General features: G+C 42.1%; 9 protein-coding genes and 1 other RNA gene. 5 read left to right on the top strand and 5 right to left on the bottom strand.

Annotated elements, in window-relative coordinates; translation table 11 throughout:
- Positions 1-13: 13 nt before the first annotated feature.
- Together MSI_RS01435 and MSI_RS01430 are read right to left on the bottom strand one after the other, a co-directional pair.
- Positions 14-1615: a xylulokinase gene (locus MSI_RS01435; RefSeq protein WP_009102919.1), complete on the bottom strand. Its 1602-nt coding sequence runs from the start codon at positions 1613-1615 to the stop codon at positions 14-16.
- Positions 1616-1637: 22 nt separating this feature from the next.
- Positions 1638-2660, bottom strand: coding sequence for a LacI family DNA-binding transcriptional regulator (locus MSI_RS01430; protein ID WP_009102917.1), 1023 nt, complete (start codon positions 2658-2660; stop codon positions 1638-1640).
- Between the two features lie 178 nt (positions 2661-2838).
- On the opposite strand from MSI_RS01430, the gene MSI_RS01425 reads away from it, so the two are divergent.
- Positions 2839-4920 carry a methyl-accepting chemotaxis protein gene (locus MSI_RS01425; RefSeq protein WP_009102914.1) on the top strand — a complete coding sequence of 694 codons (2082 nt, stop codon included), beginning with the start codon at positions 2839-2841 and terminating at the stop codon, positions 4918-4920.
- A 25-nt stretch (positions 4921-4945) separates the two neighbouring features.
- Positions 4946-6154, top strand: coding sequence for a maltose ABC transporter substrate-binding protein (locus MSI_RS01420; RefSeq protein ID WP_009102912.1), 1209 nt, complete (start codon positions 4946-4948; stop codon positions 6152-6154).
- 80 nt (positions 6155-6234) lie between these two features.
- Here MSI_RS01420 and MSI_RS01415 read toward each other — a convergent pair whose 3' ends face one another.
- The gene (locus tag MSI_RS01415) at positions 6235-8439 is read right to left on the bottom strand and encodes a SpoIIE family protein phosphatase (RefSeq protein ID WP_009102910.1); all 2205 of its coding nucleotides are present in this window, start codon (positions 8437-8439) and stop codon (positions 6235-6237) included.
- Between the two features lie 222 nt (positions 8440-8661).
- On the opposite strand from MSI_RS01415, the gene gdhA reads away from it, so the two are divergent.
- Entirely contained in the window at positions 8662-10020 is a 1359-nt protein-coding gene (gene gdhA, locus MSI_RS01410; RefSeq protein ID WP_009102908.1) for an NADP-specific glutamate dehydrogenase, read from the top strand.
- Positions 10021-10353: 333 nt separating this feature from the next.
- Here the strand turns inward: gdhA and ffs are convergent.
- Positions 10354-10452, bottom strand: an RNA gene (gene ffs / locus MSI_RS14235) — signal recognition particle sRNA small type.
- Between the two features lie 69 nt (positions 10453-10521).
- Here ffs and MSI_RS01405 point away from each other — a divergent pair.
- A complete protein-coding gene (locus tag MSI_RS01405) occupies positions 10522-11208 on the top strand; it encodes a YitT family protein (RefSeq protein ID WP_009102907.1) in 687 nt (228 codons plus the stop codon).
- A 67-nt stretch (positions 11209-11275) separates the two neighbouring features.
- Here MSI_RS01405 and MSI_RS01400 read toward each other — a convergent pair whose 3' ends face one another.
- Positions 11276-11677: an N-acetyltransferase gene (locus MSI_RS01400; protein WP_009102906.1), complete on the bottom strand. Its 402-nt coding sequence runs from the start codon at positions 11675-11677 to the stop codon at positions 11276-11278.
- 68 nt (positions 11678-11745) lie between these two features.
- Between MSI_RS01400 and MSI_RS01395 the strand changes: the two genes are divergently transcribed.
- Positions 11746-16263, top strand: coding sequence for a 2-hydroxyacyl-CoA dehydratase (locus tag MSI_RS01395; protein ID WP_009102905.1), 4518 nt, complete (start codon positions 11746-11748; stop codon positions 16261-16263).
- Positions 16264-16265 lie beyond the last annotated feature (2 nt).

Raw genomic sequence — 16265 nt, 5'->3', positions numbered from 1 at the left:
GGCAGCCTTATCTTTAATCAACGTTCTCCACAGCAGCTTTCATTACAGGTAAAGCTTTTGTGTAGTTCTCGAAGAACTTGTTGAAGCCGTCAACATCTGCCTTGTCTGGGGCAACGGTTGTGATTTTGGCTGTCTTGAATACTACTTTATCAAGATAGTCGCCAAGACTCATGCCTTTTGTGTCTGCGGCATATGCTGCCAGAAGTGCCATGCCCCATGGTCCGCCTTCACCGGCAGTTTCCATTGTAGAAACTGGTGTGTGCATAGCGGCTGCCATGATTTTGATTCCAACTCCTGCAGTCTTGAAGTATCCGCCGTGGCCTGTAAGACGATCGATTGCAACATTTTCCTTGTCGAACAAAATGTTCATACCGGTGCGCAGGGCTCCAAGGGCTGTGAAAAGCTGAGCGCGCATAAAGTTTGCCAGAGTAAAGTTGTTGTTCTGCTGGCGAACTACAAGAGTGCGGCCCTCTTTGAATCCTGTCATAGATTCACCTGAGATGTAGTTATAAGGAATAATTCCGCCACAGTCAGGGTCGCCTTTAAGGGCAAGACCAAGCAGTGTATCGTACAAAACAGGTTTAGAAACATTTCCGCCTGTTGCGGCAATTGCTTCTCCAAAGAGTTTAATCCACTTGTCGTACTCGCCGGTACAGTTGTTAGCGTGAGCCATAGCTGCCATAGATCCGTCTGGTGTTGTTACGATATCAATTAAGTCTTTGTAAGCCTTAGAAAGGGCCTTCTCCAGAATTACCATTGCAAATACCGAAGTTCCGGCACTTACGTTACCAGTGCGTTTTGTTACGCTGTTTGTGGCAACCATACCTGTTCCTGCATCGCCTTCCGGTGGAGCAAGCAGAGTTCCCGCTTCAAGTTCTCCTGTTGGGTCAAGGAACTTAGCGCCTTCTGCAGTAAGAGTTCCGGCCGGCTTTCCAGCAAGAAGAATTTCCGGCAGAAGTTCTTCAATTTTCCAGCCCAGTTTTTTGTCTGCGATTAATGCGTCAAACTGGCCCAGCATTTTTTTGTCGTAGTTCTTTGTTTTTTCGTCGATTGGGAACATACCAGATGCATCACCAATTCCAAGAACTTTTTTGCCCGAAAGTTTATAGTGAACGTAGCCTGCAAGAGTTGTAAAGAATGCAACATTGCCTACGTGTTTTTCGCCGTTTAAGATTGCCTGATAAAGATGAGAAATGCTCCAGCGCTCAGGAACAGGGTAGTTGAATTCATCAGTTAATTTTGATGAAGCTTCTCCTGTGATAGTATTGCGCCATGTTCTGAATGGGACAAGAAGAGTATCGTTTTTGTCAAAAGCAAGGTAACCGTGCATCATGGCACTGATACCAAGAGCCTTGACTTTTGTAAGCTTTACGCCGTATTTTTCAGCAACGTCCTTCTTAAGGTTTGCAAAACTTGTCTGAAGTCCGTTTGCAATTTCTTCAAGTGAATAAGTCCACACACCGTCTACCAGTGAGTTTTCCCAGTCAAAGGCACCGCCCGCAACCGGTTCGTTGGCAGAGTCAATCATTACTGCCTTGATACGTGTTGAACCGAATTCAATTCCCACAACGGCAGAGCCGGATGAAATCTCCTTCGCAATCTCTTCTTTTGTCATTTATAAGTCCTCCTAAAACTTTTTAAAAATCAATATTTTCCTTAAAGAATACGTTGAGCGGAATGTTCACTTCCTTTTCAACGTCTTTTTCCAGCACCAGACTCTTATAAATCTCTTTCATTGCAAGCCCGCCCTGGCGGTAAGGATCCTGTGATATCAAGGCATCAATTTTTCCTTCCTTTATTGCTGCAACATTGCTGTCTACCAGGTCAAAACCTACAATAGAGATTTTATCTTTCAAACCCATCTGTTCAATTTTTTGTCCTACAAAGTGAACTTCCGAGTTTACTACGCAGATTCCGCGTATGTTTTCATATTCATAGATGATTTTATCTACTGCATCGATGATTTCTTCTTCTGTGCTTCCCCGGGCAATTTTCTGAACCGCCTTACAATCTGAAGTCTGTAAGAAATATGATGCAAAGCCACGAGCGCGTTCATTAAGGTTATAACTTTCGCTGAAAGGCTTGATAACCGCAAAGGTTCCGTTCTGGGCTGAGCAGAGGTGAGTTAGCTTTCCTGCCAGAAAGCCCGCCTTAAAAGGATTTTGTGCAACCGTTGTAATCGGAAGAGCTCCCGGAAGGGGGGAGTCAATGAAGGTATATGGAGCAGAAAGTTTTGTTTCGCTCAAAAGGAACATAATTTCTTCCTGCATGATTGGAGCAATTATGTATGCCGAGCAGCCGGCTTTAATCATCTTCTTAAACTGAGCCTTTAAAGAAGATACGTCAGGACGTTTAAACCCGAACAGTTCAATCTGAAAGCCAAAGGCTGCGTAATCGTTCACGCACGCGTCTAAAATGCCGTCGTAGATTGCCTTCCAGTAGCCGCTTTCTTCTGATATAGCCGGAATAAGAACTCCAATCTTAATTTCGCTTTTTTTCTTTAAAAATCTTGCAATCGGGTCTGGACTGTAGCCGTTTTCAGAGATAATCTTATTGATTTTGTCTCTTGTCTCTTCTGAAACGCGTCCTCGGTTATGAATTACCCGGTCAACAGTACCCGTTGAGACTCCTGCAATTTCTGCTATTTCAGTTACAGTCAAATTAAACCCCGCTTTCAGCGTGAAAAAACGCCATAATTGCCTTAAAAGTGCGTGAACGTACACGCATTAACTACACTCAGAATATACCCAAGTAAGTCCTCTGTCAAATAAATTTTTAAAAAAATATGTTTTTTTCTAAATAAAAGTGCCTTATAATTTTTTCATAGGAGTTTTTTTTATGAAAACAAACAGCTTATCCTTTAAGATTGTAACCAGAATAGCCCTTCTTGTTGTTCTTATCTGTCTTCTTCTTGCATCTTTTTCCATTGTGCTTGTATACAAAGTGCAGACAAATCAGGTTGTCAGTACAATGGCAAAAATCCGTGATGATGCAGGAAGTCTTATTGAGCTTTCAATTGATGCCTATATCAGAGAGGTGGAGGCCGTAGCTCAGCGTGCGGATATCCGCAGTATGGACTGGGAAGTTCAGCGTCCTGTATTGCAGGCTGAGGCAAAACGTGTTGGCTTTGAATCTTTTGAAGTTGGAAACCCTAACGGTATGGCTCATTCAACACAGGGAGAAGATATTTGGGTAGGCGGCCGCTCTTATTATGGAACAGCTCTTGGAGGAACGGCAAACATATCTGATCTTGTTTATGATGAACGTTACAAAAAGATGGTTGTTGTTATAAGTTCTCCTTTGCGTGATGATGATGGTGGAATTGCGGGAGTTCTTTCAGGAGTTGCCGATGCTTCTTTTACAAATAAAATAACTTCTTCCATTAAACTTGATTACGAAGGTTTTATCTTTATCATTAATGATGCCGGTGAGAAAATGGCCGGTGTAGATTATAAAGGAAGAACCGCCCTTGAAAATAATATTCACGACGGTTACTATGCGCCGGAAGGAAAGTTCGGTCAGTTCCGTGAGCTTCAGATTAAAATGATTCAGAATGAATCTGGACTTGATACCTTCTTTATGGACGGAAAGGAATATTTCCTTTCATTCGTTACAATTAATAACGGTAGCTGGCATCTTGGAATCATTCAGAACAGACGGGAAGCTCTTGCGGTTTTGAATAAGATTTTCTTCTGGATGATAATTATTACCCTTGTTTTCATTGTACTCGGTTCTTTGAGCGGTCTTCTGCTTTCAAGAAGCCTTCGTCCTTTAAGAAATGTCAGTAAAAGTATTAATGAAATTGCTTCGGGAAAGGCTGACCTTACCCAGCGCATTAAACTTCGCTCAGAATATGAAATTGCAGAGGTTGTTGATGGATTTAATACCTTTACGGAAAAGCTTCAGACTATCATGAAGGTTATGAAGGAATCTAAGGATTCCCTTTTTGAGGTAGGAAATCTTCTTAAACAGGATACGGATAATACACTTTCTTCTATTGAAACTATTATTGATAACATTAAATCAACAAGAGACGGAACTTCTCAGCAGTTTGCCAGCGTAGATCAGACTGCAACTGCAGTTCACGAAATTGCATCTAATATCGAATCCCTTGAACGAATGGTTGAAAATCAAAGCCAGAGTGTACGGGTTGCCAGCGGCGCCGTTTCTGCAATGATTGAAAATATCAACAGAGTTAATAATTCCGTAGAAAAAATGGCGGATTCATTCAAAAATCTTGAAATGAAGGCTCAGAATGGTGTTCAGAAACAGGATGATGTAAGCAATAAGATTGAACTTGTGGGTGACCAGTCAAAGATGCTGGGTAATGCCAACAAAACTATCCGAGAAATTGCAAGTCAGACAAACCTTCTTGCCATGAATGCCGCAATTGAGGCTGCTCATGCCGGCGAGGCAGGAAAGGGCTTCAGCGTTGTTGCTGATGAAATCCGTAAGCTTTCCGAAACTTCTACAGCTCAGTCAAAGGAAATCGGAGACCAGCTTAAGAATATTCAGGATTCAATTAATGAAATCATTTCTGCTTCAAATGAATCGCGCCTTGCATTTAAGGATGTAAGTCAGGAAATTCAGTCTACAGATTACCTTGTACAGGAAATTTCTGTTGCCATGGATGAACAGAACAAAGATTCAGAGAAAATTAACCTTTCTTTGAACAGCATGAACGATTCTACTTCGGTTGTAATTTCTGCCGTAAAGGAAATGTCGGAAGGAAACGCTGCAATCCTTAAGGAAATCCAGAATCTTCAGTCTTCTACAATGGAACTTAAACAGAACATGGATAAGATGGAATCTGGAGCTCAGGTTATCAGGGAAACTGGAAAAGCCCTTTCCAGCATTTCCAGCCAGATGGGAGAGTCCATTGATGAAATTGGCGGTCAGGTAGATCAGTTCCAGGTATAGCAAATATAAGAAAGAGGTACGAAGAATGAAAAACAGAATATTTACATTTACAGTTTTTGCACTTGCTTTTACGCTTTTTTCCGGATGTTTTAAAGAAAAATCTGGTGCCGTAGTTGAAAATGAAAAAGAAATTCATATCCGTGTATGGGAAAGTAAAAACGGAATAGATTCCTTTATAAAAGAGGCGGGAAAAGCCTATACAGAAAAAAATCCGCATATAATCATTGATTTTATAAATGTTGAGCTTCATAACAGCGTTGATACTCTTGCAAATGACGCGCCAAAGGGCGTTGCTGCAGATATTATTGCTGCTCCTCATGATAATCTTGGCGCTCTGGTAACAAAAAAGCTTATTTTACCTACCGAAAATCCAAAAGACATTTCAAAACAGGTGCTTGGAGCCTGCTCTAAAGCTCTTACTTATAACGGAACTATGTACGGTTATCCGGCAAGTGCCGAAACTTATGCTTTGTTCTATAACAAAAATTACATCGGTGAGAATGAAGTTCCAAAATCCTGGGAAGAACTGGTTTTATGGGTACAGAAATTCAATAAAGAACATCCCGGAAAATACGGTTTTGTAATGGATGTTACAAACGGTTATTATTCAATTCTCTTTACAACTTCAAATGGAAACAGACTGTATGGCGACAGCGGAGCAGATGCAAACAGTCCGAATATGAATACCCCTGCCGCAGTCAAGGGAATTAAATTCTTCCAGAGTCTTCGCAAAAGTCTTGGCCTTGAAAATGCAGAACTCAGTACATCTTCCTGCGACGGTATGTTTGCATCGGGAAATGCCGCAATGCACATTACAGGTTTGTGGAACGTAAATACCTTTGAAAGTGCAGGTCTTAATTTTGGTGTAGCCTGCATTCCTTCTCTTCCTGGTGAAAGTAAACCGGCTGCTTCCTTCAGCGGAACCCGCGGTATGTTCGTAACGGCTGCTTCTAAGCATCCAAAGGAGGCTTCAGATTTTGCAGCCTTCCTTCTTACTCCTGAAATGCAGCAGCTCCGCTTTAAGCTTACAGGAGCAATGCCTTCCATAAATACAAAGGTAGACAGCCCTTATATGCGGGGCTTCTTACAGCAGCTTGATTATGCCTTCCCAATGCCTTCTATTCCGTCTATGGGAAAATTCTGGAGTGAAACTGGAACTGCCTTGTATAACATCTGGTATGGTGCTGACGTTCAGTCAGAACTGGATGCCCTGAACAGTAAAATACGTGGTTAAATTTTTAATGCCTGCTGATAAGTCTTGAACATTGTGTCGTTCTGAACTTTTCTGCAGGCCCTTCTTTTTTTGCTTTTTAATTAATCTATACCGCTGAGTTCTTCCAGCTCTTCTTTAGGTTCAAGAAGAGGTTCTTCGTCTGGAGTTTCATCAGGAACGTATTTTTTAGGATCAGTACGTTTTGCGATGATGACTGTAATATCGTCTTCAAGAGGTTTGTCTTTTGTAAATTCTGTAAGCTTGTCTGTTATCAGAGAAAGCAATTCAGAAGAGGATTTATCAGGATTATCTTTTAAAATCTGCTTGATATAGCCGGTTCCAAACTGCTCCTGATTTGCATTTGCTGCTTCTGTAATTCCGTCAGTATAGCAGACAAGAATGTCACCTGTTGTCATTTCGAATTCAGATTTTGCAAAGGAAACTGCAATTCCCTGCATACCGATAGCGCCGTAATGCTTTTTATTGTCAGTTCCACGGATTTCGATAACCTCTTTTTCTTTAGCACAGTACTTAAGAGGGTAAGGATGACCTGCATTTCCAATTTCTACATTACAGTTGTCGGAATTTTCTGAATCTTTAAAGCGGCACAAGAGACCTGTCATGTAGTTATCTATGTCGCCTTTTTCATAAATGATGATATTGTTAATCTTTTTAAGAATGGAATCCATTCTTTCGTTCTGGCGGTAGCCCTTCTGGAAGGCGTGAGAAATAATGTTCTTTGAAAGCATTGTTACAAGGCTTGCTGAAATACCGTGTCCCGAAACGTCAAAAAGCGAAAGTCCATTTAAAGTTTCGTTGTAATTGTAGTAATCGTACAAGTCTCCGCTGACAATTGCCTGTGGATTATAGAAAATTGCAATTTCCCATCCTCTGAAATGCTTGTTAGGCTGGGGGAAAAATCTCTGCTGAACAAGAGAAGCCATCTGTAAATCCATATCAGATTTGAATTTTTCCTTTTCAAGGCGTTCATTCAATACAGAAAGTTCGTAGTTTGCACCTTTTAGGTCTTGGGTACGTTTATCAACTTCTTCCTGAAGATGATTTGTAAGCTTTTCGTTATTTACGTAAAGTCGCGCAAAACGGACACTGAGTGTAATAATGAAACATACAATAGAAAAAAGCCATCCGAAAAGGGCTATGAAGGTGTAGGTCTGAGTATGGTCTGCTACTCGTCTTGCAATATCGATTGCTGTTGTGATTATAAGAGGTGAAAAACCTATGCTAAACAGAATTGCATAACGGCGTTTTTCTTTTTTGTGAAAGTTTATGATTACAAGGACAACGGCAAAACTTCCCTGTGCAAGAAGCATTCCAAAAAGAAGGGGAGCTGTATCTACCAGCTTGTCGTAACTTGGAATTGCAAGGGTAATAAGAACCTGACTTAAAATGATTGAAGTTCTTACAATTTTTACCCATAAAGGTTGTCTTGTATGCATAAAATTGAAGGCAAAGTGAGTCGCAAAGGCTATTGTAAAATATGCAGGTATACAATAGGTAAATTTCGTAAAGATTAAGAAAGGAATGTTTCCGCTGTTATAAATAGGCATTTCCGTTGCAAAGAAAGGAACCAGGAAGAAGAGGGTAAAAAGGTTCATCAGGGCAAAGTCCCTGTATTCCTTAAATGCAGGAATGCATAAAAAGAGACAGATGTACAAAATAAATGTAAAAATAAGGGTTCCAACCAGGAACATATAAACACGGGTATGATGGAAATTTATTATTTCCTGTGCCGGGAAGGCAAACTGTGGCGGCTGCAGGAAGGAGTGGCTTGAAATGCCGCTTTTTCCCATGGCGTAGATTTTTATTAAAACCGTATTTGTTGCACCCGGTTCATTATTCAAAAGATTTACAGGGAAGCTGAAGAAGTGTGACTTAAAAAGAGTAGATTGAAGCCGAGGAGGAAAATTTCCTGTCTGCGATACGAAAATGCCGTTAATCCATACCTGGGCTGCCATCTTCATATGAGGGATAACTAGCATGAGCGGCTGCCCGCGGAAGTAATCTGGAATTGTAAAGTCGAATTTTACCCAGACGTAATGTTCTCCCTTGCCCAGTACATGCTGAAGGTTGTTAACAGTTTTATCTTCAAGCTTTCTGAAATACTTGAGGTTCTGCATTACATCGCCGGGAGTTGAATCTGCAGTAGATTCCCAGTAATAAAAAGTGTCTCCGACTTCAATTTTTCTATCTGCGCCCGGAATACGGGGTTTGCAGGAAGAGAAGAGCAGAACAAGAAAGAGAGGAAATAATATTTTTCGTATTTTTAAATTAAACGTTAAAAACACAAGATTATTATAACACAGTATTTAATAATATGGAAAATAAAATCAAATAATATTTATAACACTTTATTTTTACTAAAAATATTTAATTTTATTAAAATTTTCTTTCTCAATTACTTTATAAAAAAAAGTGATTTTGGTATATTTATTATTCGGAAATGTATAAATATGCAGAATGCTGTTGCTGAATGCATCCCTTTTACATTTGCCGAGGAGTAAAACGAAATGAAAAATGCTTACGTAAACCGTGTATGGGAAGAAGTAAAAGCAAAGAATGCCAACGAACCTGAATTTTTGCAGGCTGTAGAAGAAGTTCTTACAACTCTTGATCCAGTTGTAGAAAAAATGCCAGAACTTGAGCCAAACGCAATTCTTGAACGCCTTGTTGAGCCAGAGCGCGTAATTCAGTTCAGAGTACCTTGGATGGATGATGCAGGTAACTATCATGTAAACCGTGGTTTCCGTGTACAGTTCAACAGTGCAATCGGTCCTTACAAAGGAGGTCTTCGTTTCTCTAAAGAAGTTAACCTTTCAGTTTTGAAGTTCCTTGGTTTTGAACAGGTTCTTAAAAACTCTCTTACAACACTCCCAATGGGTGGTGGTAAAGGTGGTTCTGACTTCGATCCTCACGGAAAATCAGATAAAGAAGTTATGCGCTTCTGCCAGTCATTCATGACAGAACTCTATCGCCATATTGGTGCTGACACAGACGTTCCAGCTGGTGATAAGAACGTTGGTGGACGCGAAATCGGATACCTCTTCGGACAGTACAAGAGAATCCGCGATGAATATACTGGAGTTTTGACAGGTAAAGGTCTTACATTCGGTGGTTCTTTGATTCGTACAGAAGCTACTGGTTATGGTCTTATCTACTTTGCTCAGGAAATGCTCAAGAAAGTTGGAGACAACTTCAAGGGTAAGGTTTGTGTTGTTTCTGGTTCAGGAAACGTTGCAGAATATGCTGCAGAAAAACTTATCCAGCTTGGTGCAAAAGTTGTTACACTTTCTGACTCAAACGGATACATCTACGATGCTGACGGTATCACACAGGAAAAACTTGACTGGGTTAAAGAGCTCAAGACAGTTCGCCGCGGTCGTATTTCTGAATATGCTAAACAGTTCCCATCTGCAAAATACTTTGAAGGTAAAAAAGTTTGGGAAGTTAAATGTGACTGTGCATTCCCATGTGCTACACAGAACGAACTTCTTGGCGAAGATGCACAGAAACTTCTTGATAACGGCGTAAAACTTGTTGCTGAAGGTGCTAACATGCCTTCTAACATCGACGCTGTAAACAAGTTCCTTGCTGCAAAGATTCTTTACGCTCCAGGAAAAGCTTCTAACGCCGGTGGTGTTGCAACATCTGGTCTTGAAATGAGCCAGAACTCAGAGCGCCTTGCATGGTCTGCTGCTGAAGTTGACGAAAAACTCCACAACATCATGATCAACATCCACGATAACGCTTACGACACAGCAGTTAAATTCGGTGCTAAAGAAGGCAGCTGGGTAAATTATGTTGCGGGAGCCAATATAGCAGGTTTTGTTAAGGTGGCAAATGCAATGGTTGCACAGGGTCTTGTATAAGCCGATAATCGAAAATCCGTTAAAAAACGAGCCGATAGGGTCGTTTTAGGATTATCGAAAGAAAGGCTCAGAGGCAAGCTGTGCTTGCCGAGTACCAATTATGATGAAAGGCTGTCCTTCGGGGCAGCTTTTTTTATTTTGTAGGAAAATGCGTAGCCGGGGGTCGTGATTTGCGTAGGTTTTTGCGCGATGCGGGGAATACAACGCGTAAATAGGCCTACAGAGCAAGCGAAGCTTGCGGCGAGCGCAAAGCAGCGGAGCAAATTACGGTTCCCGGCGAAAGCATTTGCTTATATTTGTAAAATTGTCCTGCCTAATAAAAAAGCCCTTTGAAGAGTTCAGGTAATCTACGGCACAACCATCATCTGAATACCGTTGCTGGATTCCTCCTCTGGCGGGGTTTTCCAGCGATGATTTGCATAGCACCTGAACTCATCAAAGGGCTCTTGTCAGATATTAAATGATTTTAATCTTTTAGTAAATATGGTAGAGTGAAATCCTATGATTTTAAATAATTTAAAAAAACAGTTTTTTACAGCCCATTTTGCAGTTAAATTCCCTATTATGGTTCTTTCAATTCTGGGAATGGGAATCTTTCTTTCCTTATTAATAGAAGTGAATTTCGGAACTGATCCCTGCAGTTTTATGAACCGTAATGTTGCCAGCAGATTCGGGCTGACACTCGGAAACTTACAGGTAATTGCCAATGCATTTATGTTTGTGCTCAGCCTGATTTTTGCAAGAAATCTTATCGGCTTTGGAACTTTTTTTAACTGGATTTGTATCGGTTATATTGCAGATTTTTTCTGTGCCATCTGGAAAAGGGCAGGGCTTCATGATTTTCTTATGCTTTCTGAAAATCTGAACTGGCGCATTATAATTTTTGCCTTTGCAATTTTCTTCTTTGTAGTTACAGCCGCAACTTATATGAATGCCGAACTTGGTGTTGCTCCTTATGATGCCCTTCCTATGATTATTTCTAAATGGATTTCTAAAGTGCCCTTTTTTATCATTCGAATCTGCTATGATATGCTTGCAATTTCAATTGGCCTTTTTGCAAGCCTTTCTAATCCAAAAGGTATGCAGGGCTCTCTTCTTGGTTCGATAATTCTGGCATTATCAATTGGCCCTGTCGTAACTATTGTAGGTAAGTGGATGAGAGCTCACATTCTAAAATTTGATGAGTAAGTGACTGACTGCCTAATCCCCCGGAGCCGTCAGGCGTTCTTCATCCTTTTTCAATAAGCTTTTATCTTTAATCAAAGGTGAAGGTTTGTTCATCGACGCGCTTCATTCCAAGAGATTTCCAGAAAATCGCAGCGTTTGTATCTTTTGCTTCAAGAACCACCTTTTTGGCGCCTGTTTCCAGCATAAGTCTTTCCATGGCGCGGGTGCCTAAGCCCTGGTGGCGGAAATTTTTATTTACTTCAAAAAAGTCGATGATCAGGGTGTCGCCTATCATTTTATAGATGCAGACTGCCTTTAAAAAGCCGCTTGAAGGCTTGTAATCGAAAATCATATACTTGCAGTCTTTTAGCAGAAAGGGAAATTCCCCCTGAGTTGTGTAGGACTGGAGAAGGGGAAAGTTTTCCCATCCTTCCAGAGCCATGTAAGATTCAAAAATGTCACAGTCAAGAATACGATAACTCAAATTCATTATCTTCTATTTTATAGGCAAAAAATCACCGTTGCAACCTTTTCTTTTTACCATTAAAATAGAATACTATGGCAAATGAAGAAATTATCCCATTGAGAATGGGTATTGACGTTGGTTCTACTACGGTAAAAGTAGCAATTCTTGACCACGATGATAAGCTCATCTATGGCGACTATCAGCGTCATCGTGCGGACATTCGAAGCACAATTATTAAGGTTGTAAATCAGGCATTAGATAATATAGAAAAGAAATTTCCTGCTGGTGATAAGCAGACTCTTACTGTAAAGGTTACCGGTTCGGGAGGACTTTCTGTTTCCCACTGGCTTAACATTCCTTTTATTCAGGAAGTTATTGCGGCTACTACAGCTGTTAAGAAAATCATTCCACAGACTGATGTTGTAATTGAACTTGGTGGTGAAGACGCCAAGATTACTTATTTTAAAGGCGGCGTTGAACAGCGAATGAACGGTACTTGTGCCGGTGGTACTGGTGCCTTTATTGACCAGATGGCGGCTTTGCTGGAAACTGATGCCAACGGCTTGAACGAGCTTTCTAAAAACGCTAAGCAGATTTATCCGATTGCAGCCCGCTGTGGTGTATTTGCAAAAACTGATATTCAGCCTTTGATTAACGAAGGTGCCCGCAAGGAAGATATTGCGGCTTCTATTTATCAGGCGGTTGTAAACCAGACTATTTCTGGTCTTGCCTGCGGTAAGCCTATCCGCGGTCACGTTGCTTTTTTGGGCGGTCCGCTTCACTTTATGGATCAGCTGCGCTACCGCTTTATTGAAACCCTTAAGCTTAAAGAAGATGAAATTATTGTGCCGGAAGATTCGCAGCTTTTTGTTGCAAGCGGTTCAGCTTTTAGTGCAGAGCGCAAGTTTACAGGTGATTCAGCTGAAGATTTCCACTTCCCGACAATTGCTGAATTCCGTGAGAGCTTAAAAAATCTTGTTGGCGCTGAATTGAGCGAGGTTCAGCGTCTGCCACCTCTTTTTAAGAACGAAGCAGAACTTGAAGAATTTAAAAACCGCCATGCTCAGGAAAAGGCTAAGCGAGGGGATTTGAAATCTGTAAAGGGACCGGTTTTCCTTGGTCTTGATGCGGGTTCTACAACTACTAAGGCTGTTTTGATTGATCAGGAAGGCGCAATCCTCTGGGATTTTTATGCCCACAATCAGGGAAATCCTGTTGAACTTGCCGTTAAGGTTTTAAAAGAATTGTATGCCCAGCTGCCTGCTGATGCTTATATTGGTCGTGCGGTTTCTACCGGCTACGGCGAAGTTCTTTTCCAGTCGGCCTTTAATGTTGATGCCGGAGAAGTTGAAACAATTACTCACTTCCGTGCGGCTGACTTCTTTGTTCCTGGCGTAGAATTCCTTCTGGACATTGGTGGTCAGGATATGAAGTGTCTCCGTATGAAAGACGGGGCAATCACTTCCATTCAGCTGAACGAAGCCTGTTCTTCGGGCTGTGGTTCCTTCCTTGATAACTTTGCCCGCACAATGGGTATGGATGTAAAGGACTTCAGTAAAATTGCCCTTATGGCAGAAAAGCCTGTTGATTTGGGAAGTCGCTGTACTGTATTTATGAACAGCCGCGTAAAGCAGGCTCAGAAGGAAGGTTCTTCTGTTGCAGATATTTCGGCTGGTCTTTCTTATTCTGTAATTAAAAATGCTTTGTTCAAAGTAATTAAACTTCGCAAGGCTAGTGATATTGGAACTAAGGTTGTTGTTCAGGGTGGTACCTTTAATAATGATGCCGTTCTGCGTGCCTTTGAAAATATTTCGGGCGTAAATGTATTCCGTCCTGATGTTGCAGGTCTTATGGGTGCCTACGGTTCGGCTTTGATTGCCTACGACCAGTGGCGCGATTTGACAGCTCCTCAACCTGGCGAGCCGGAAGATACAGTTCACGAAGTTCACTCTAATATCGCAACTTTGTCTGACCTTGAATCTTTCCACGTAGATCTTGAACTCCGCCGCTGCGGAAAATGTCAGAACAACTGTCTTCTTACTATTAATACATTCAAAACTGAATCTGCAACCCGTACCTTTATTACCGGTAACCGCTGCGAAAAAGGTGCTGAAATTGAAGGCGTTCAGGTTCTTGCCGCAAGTGATAAAAACAAATCGCTTGATGACGATGCAGGTCCGCTTCCAAACCTTTTTGAATGGAAATATAAGCGTCTTTTCAGCTATGTGCCACGTAAGGCAGAAGACGCTCCAATGGGCGATGTAGGTATTCCTCGTGTCCTTAATATGTATGAAAACTATCCTTTGTGGTTTACCTTCTTTAATGAACTTGGCTTCCGTGTTCGTTTGAGTCAGCGTTCAAGCCGCAAGGTTTACGAAAAAGGTATTGAAACTATTCCTTCTGAATCTGTATGTTACCCTGGAAAAATCAGCCATGGCCACGTAGAGAGCCTTTTGCAGCAGGGAATTAAGTTTATTTTCTATCCATGTGCGCCTTATGAACTTAAGGAAGATTCCGGGGCAGGCAACCACTATAACTGTCCTATTGTAACAAGCTATCCTGAAGTTTTGCGCAACAACGTAGACGCCCTCCGTCAGGACGATTCTATCTTGTACATGGATCCATTCCTTCCAATTTACGACAAGCCTCGTCTGCAGGAACGTCTTTGCGAAGAAATGCTTCCTAAGTTCCCGAAACTTACCCGTGAAGCTATTTACGACGCTGTAGAAAAGGCCTGGGCAGAGCAGGAGAAATTCCGCGCTGATGTACGTAAGGCCGGTGAAGATGCCCTTGAAGAAATCATCACAAAGGGCGGAAGCGGTATTGTACTTTCCGGTCGTCCTTATCACCTTGACCCGGAAATCAACCACGGTATTCCTGAACTGATTAACGGTCTTGGACTTGCAGTTCTTACAGAAGACTCTGTAGCTCACCTTGGAAAGATTGAACGCCCGCTCCGAATTATTGACCAGTGGGTTTACCATAACAGACTTTACCGTGCCGCTCAGTTTGTAAGCGAGATGGCAAATCTTGAACTTGTTCAGCTTACTTCATTTGGTTGTGGTCTTGATGCCGTAACTGCTGACCAGGTTGATGAGATTTTGCGCGCTAAGAACCGCATGTACACTCTTATCAAGATTGATGAGGGAAGTAACCTTGGTGCGGTTCGAATCCGAATCCGTTCTTTGATTGCGGCTGTAAAGGCCCGCAGAAGAAACCGACGTCACCTTGAAGAAAAAACTTCGGCTTATAACCGCGTTGTATTTACAAAAGAAATGAAGTACACCCACACGATTATCGGCCCTCAGATGTCGCCAATCCACTTCCGCATTTTGCAGAAGGCTTTCCGCAGCGGCGGCTACAATTTTGTGGTACTGGATGCTGTTGACCCTAAAGCAATTGATGCAGGATTGCGCTATGTAAATAACGATGCATGTTATCCGTCGCTCTTGGTTGCAGGTCAGATGATTTCTGCCCTTGAAAGCGGAAAATATGACATTGATAAGGTTGCCCTGATTATTACTCAGACTGGTGGCGGTTGCCGCGCGACAAACTACATTGGATTTATCCGACGTGCGCTCAATGACGCGGGATGGGGACAGGTACCTGTACTTTCTCTTAGTGCTCAGGGTTTTGAAAAGAACCCTGGCTTTAAGCTTACTCCGGGCCTTGTTGATAATCTGATTAAGGCTCTGGTTGTAGGTGACGTTCTTATGCGCGTACTCTACCGAGTTCGTCCTTACGAGGAAGTTCCAGGCAGCGCAAATCAGATGTATGAAAAATGGAATGCCAAGGCAGAAGCAATGTTTGAAAAGCACGTTTCTTTTGCCCGCTTTAACCGCCTTGTGCGCAATATCATTAAGGATTTTGATAACCTTCCGCTTAAACCAATTAAAAAGCCACGCGTTGGTGTTGTCGGCGAAATCCTTGTAAAATTCCATCCGACTGCAAACAATCAGATTGTAGATACAATCGAAAAAGAGGGTGCAGAATGTGTAATGCCGGACCTTCTGGACTTCTTCTTCTACACTTTTGCAACAGGTATTTTCCGCCATCAGCAGCTGGCCTTCCCTAAGAAAACTGAGCGTAATGCCCGCCTTCTTGTATGGGGACTGGATCTCTACCGCCGCAAGATGAAGAAATACCTTCGTAAGAGCCGTCGTTTTGAAGCTCCTAACTCAATTTACACAATGATGAAGGGCGTAGACGATATCGTTCAGATTGGAAATATCACAGGTGAAGGATGGTTCCTTACTGCCGAAATGGTTGAACTTATCAACGAAGGCGCTCCAAGTATTGCCTGCGTTCAGCCTTTTGCCTGTCTGCCTAACCACGTTACCGGAAAGGGTATGATTAAAGAGCTTCGCCGCCGCTTCCCGGATGCGAATATCTCTGCAATCGACTACGACCCGGGCAGCTCGGAAGTAAACCAACTGAACCGCCTGAAGCTGCTGCTTTCTAACGCGCCGGTTGGACGCCATCCGGACGAAGTTGGAAAAGACGGAATGATCCGCATGCCGGACGGAAGTCTTGTAAAAGCTGAAGTTCGCGCCGCAGAAGGAAATACCGGCTTTACCGATACAGATCCTGCACAAGAGAGCATAGGTTAATA

Source organism: Treponema sp. JC4, assembly GCF_000260795.1.
Lineage (GTDB): Bacteria > Spirochaetota > Spirochaetia > Treponematales > Treponemataceae > Treponema_D.
This window is presented reverse-complemented; position numbering and strand designations above follow the sequence as displayed.

Coding starts and splice junctions, on each gene's coding strand:
- MSI_RS01435 (WP_009102919.1), bottom strand. CDS start 1,615: ATGACAAAAGAAGAGATTGCGAAGGAGATTTCATCCGGCTCTGCCGTT.
- MSI_RS01425 (WP_009102914.1), top strand. CDS start 2,839: ATGAAAACAAACAGCTTATCCTTTAAGATTGTAACCAGAATAGCCCTT.
- MSI_RS01420 (WP_009102912.1), top strand. CDS start 4,946: ATGAAAAACAGAATATTTACATTTACAGTTTTTGCACTTGCTTTTACG.
- gdhA (WP_009102908.1), top strand. CDS start 8,662: ATGAAAAATGCTTACGTAAACCGTGTATGGGAAGAAGTAAAAGCAAAG.
- MSI_RS01405 (WP_009102907.1), top strand. CDS start 10,522: ATGATTTTAAATAATTTAAAAAAACAGTTTTTTACAGCCCATTTTGCA.
- MSI_RS01400 (WP_009102906.1), bottom strand. CDS start 11,677: ATGAATTTGAGTTATCGTATTCTTGACTGTGACATTTTTGAATCTTAC.
- MSI_RS01395 (WP_009102905.1), top strand. CDS start 11,746: ATGGCAAATGAAGAAATTATCCCATTGAGAATGGGTATTGACGTTGGT.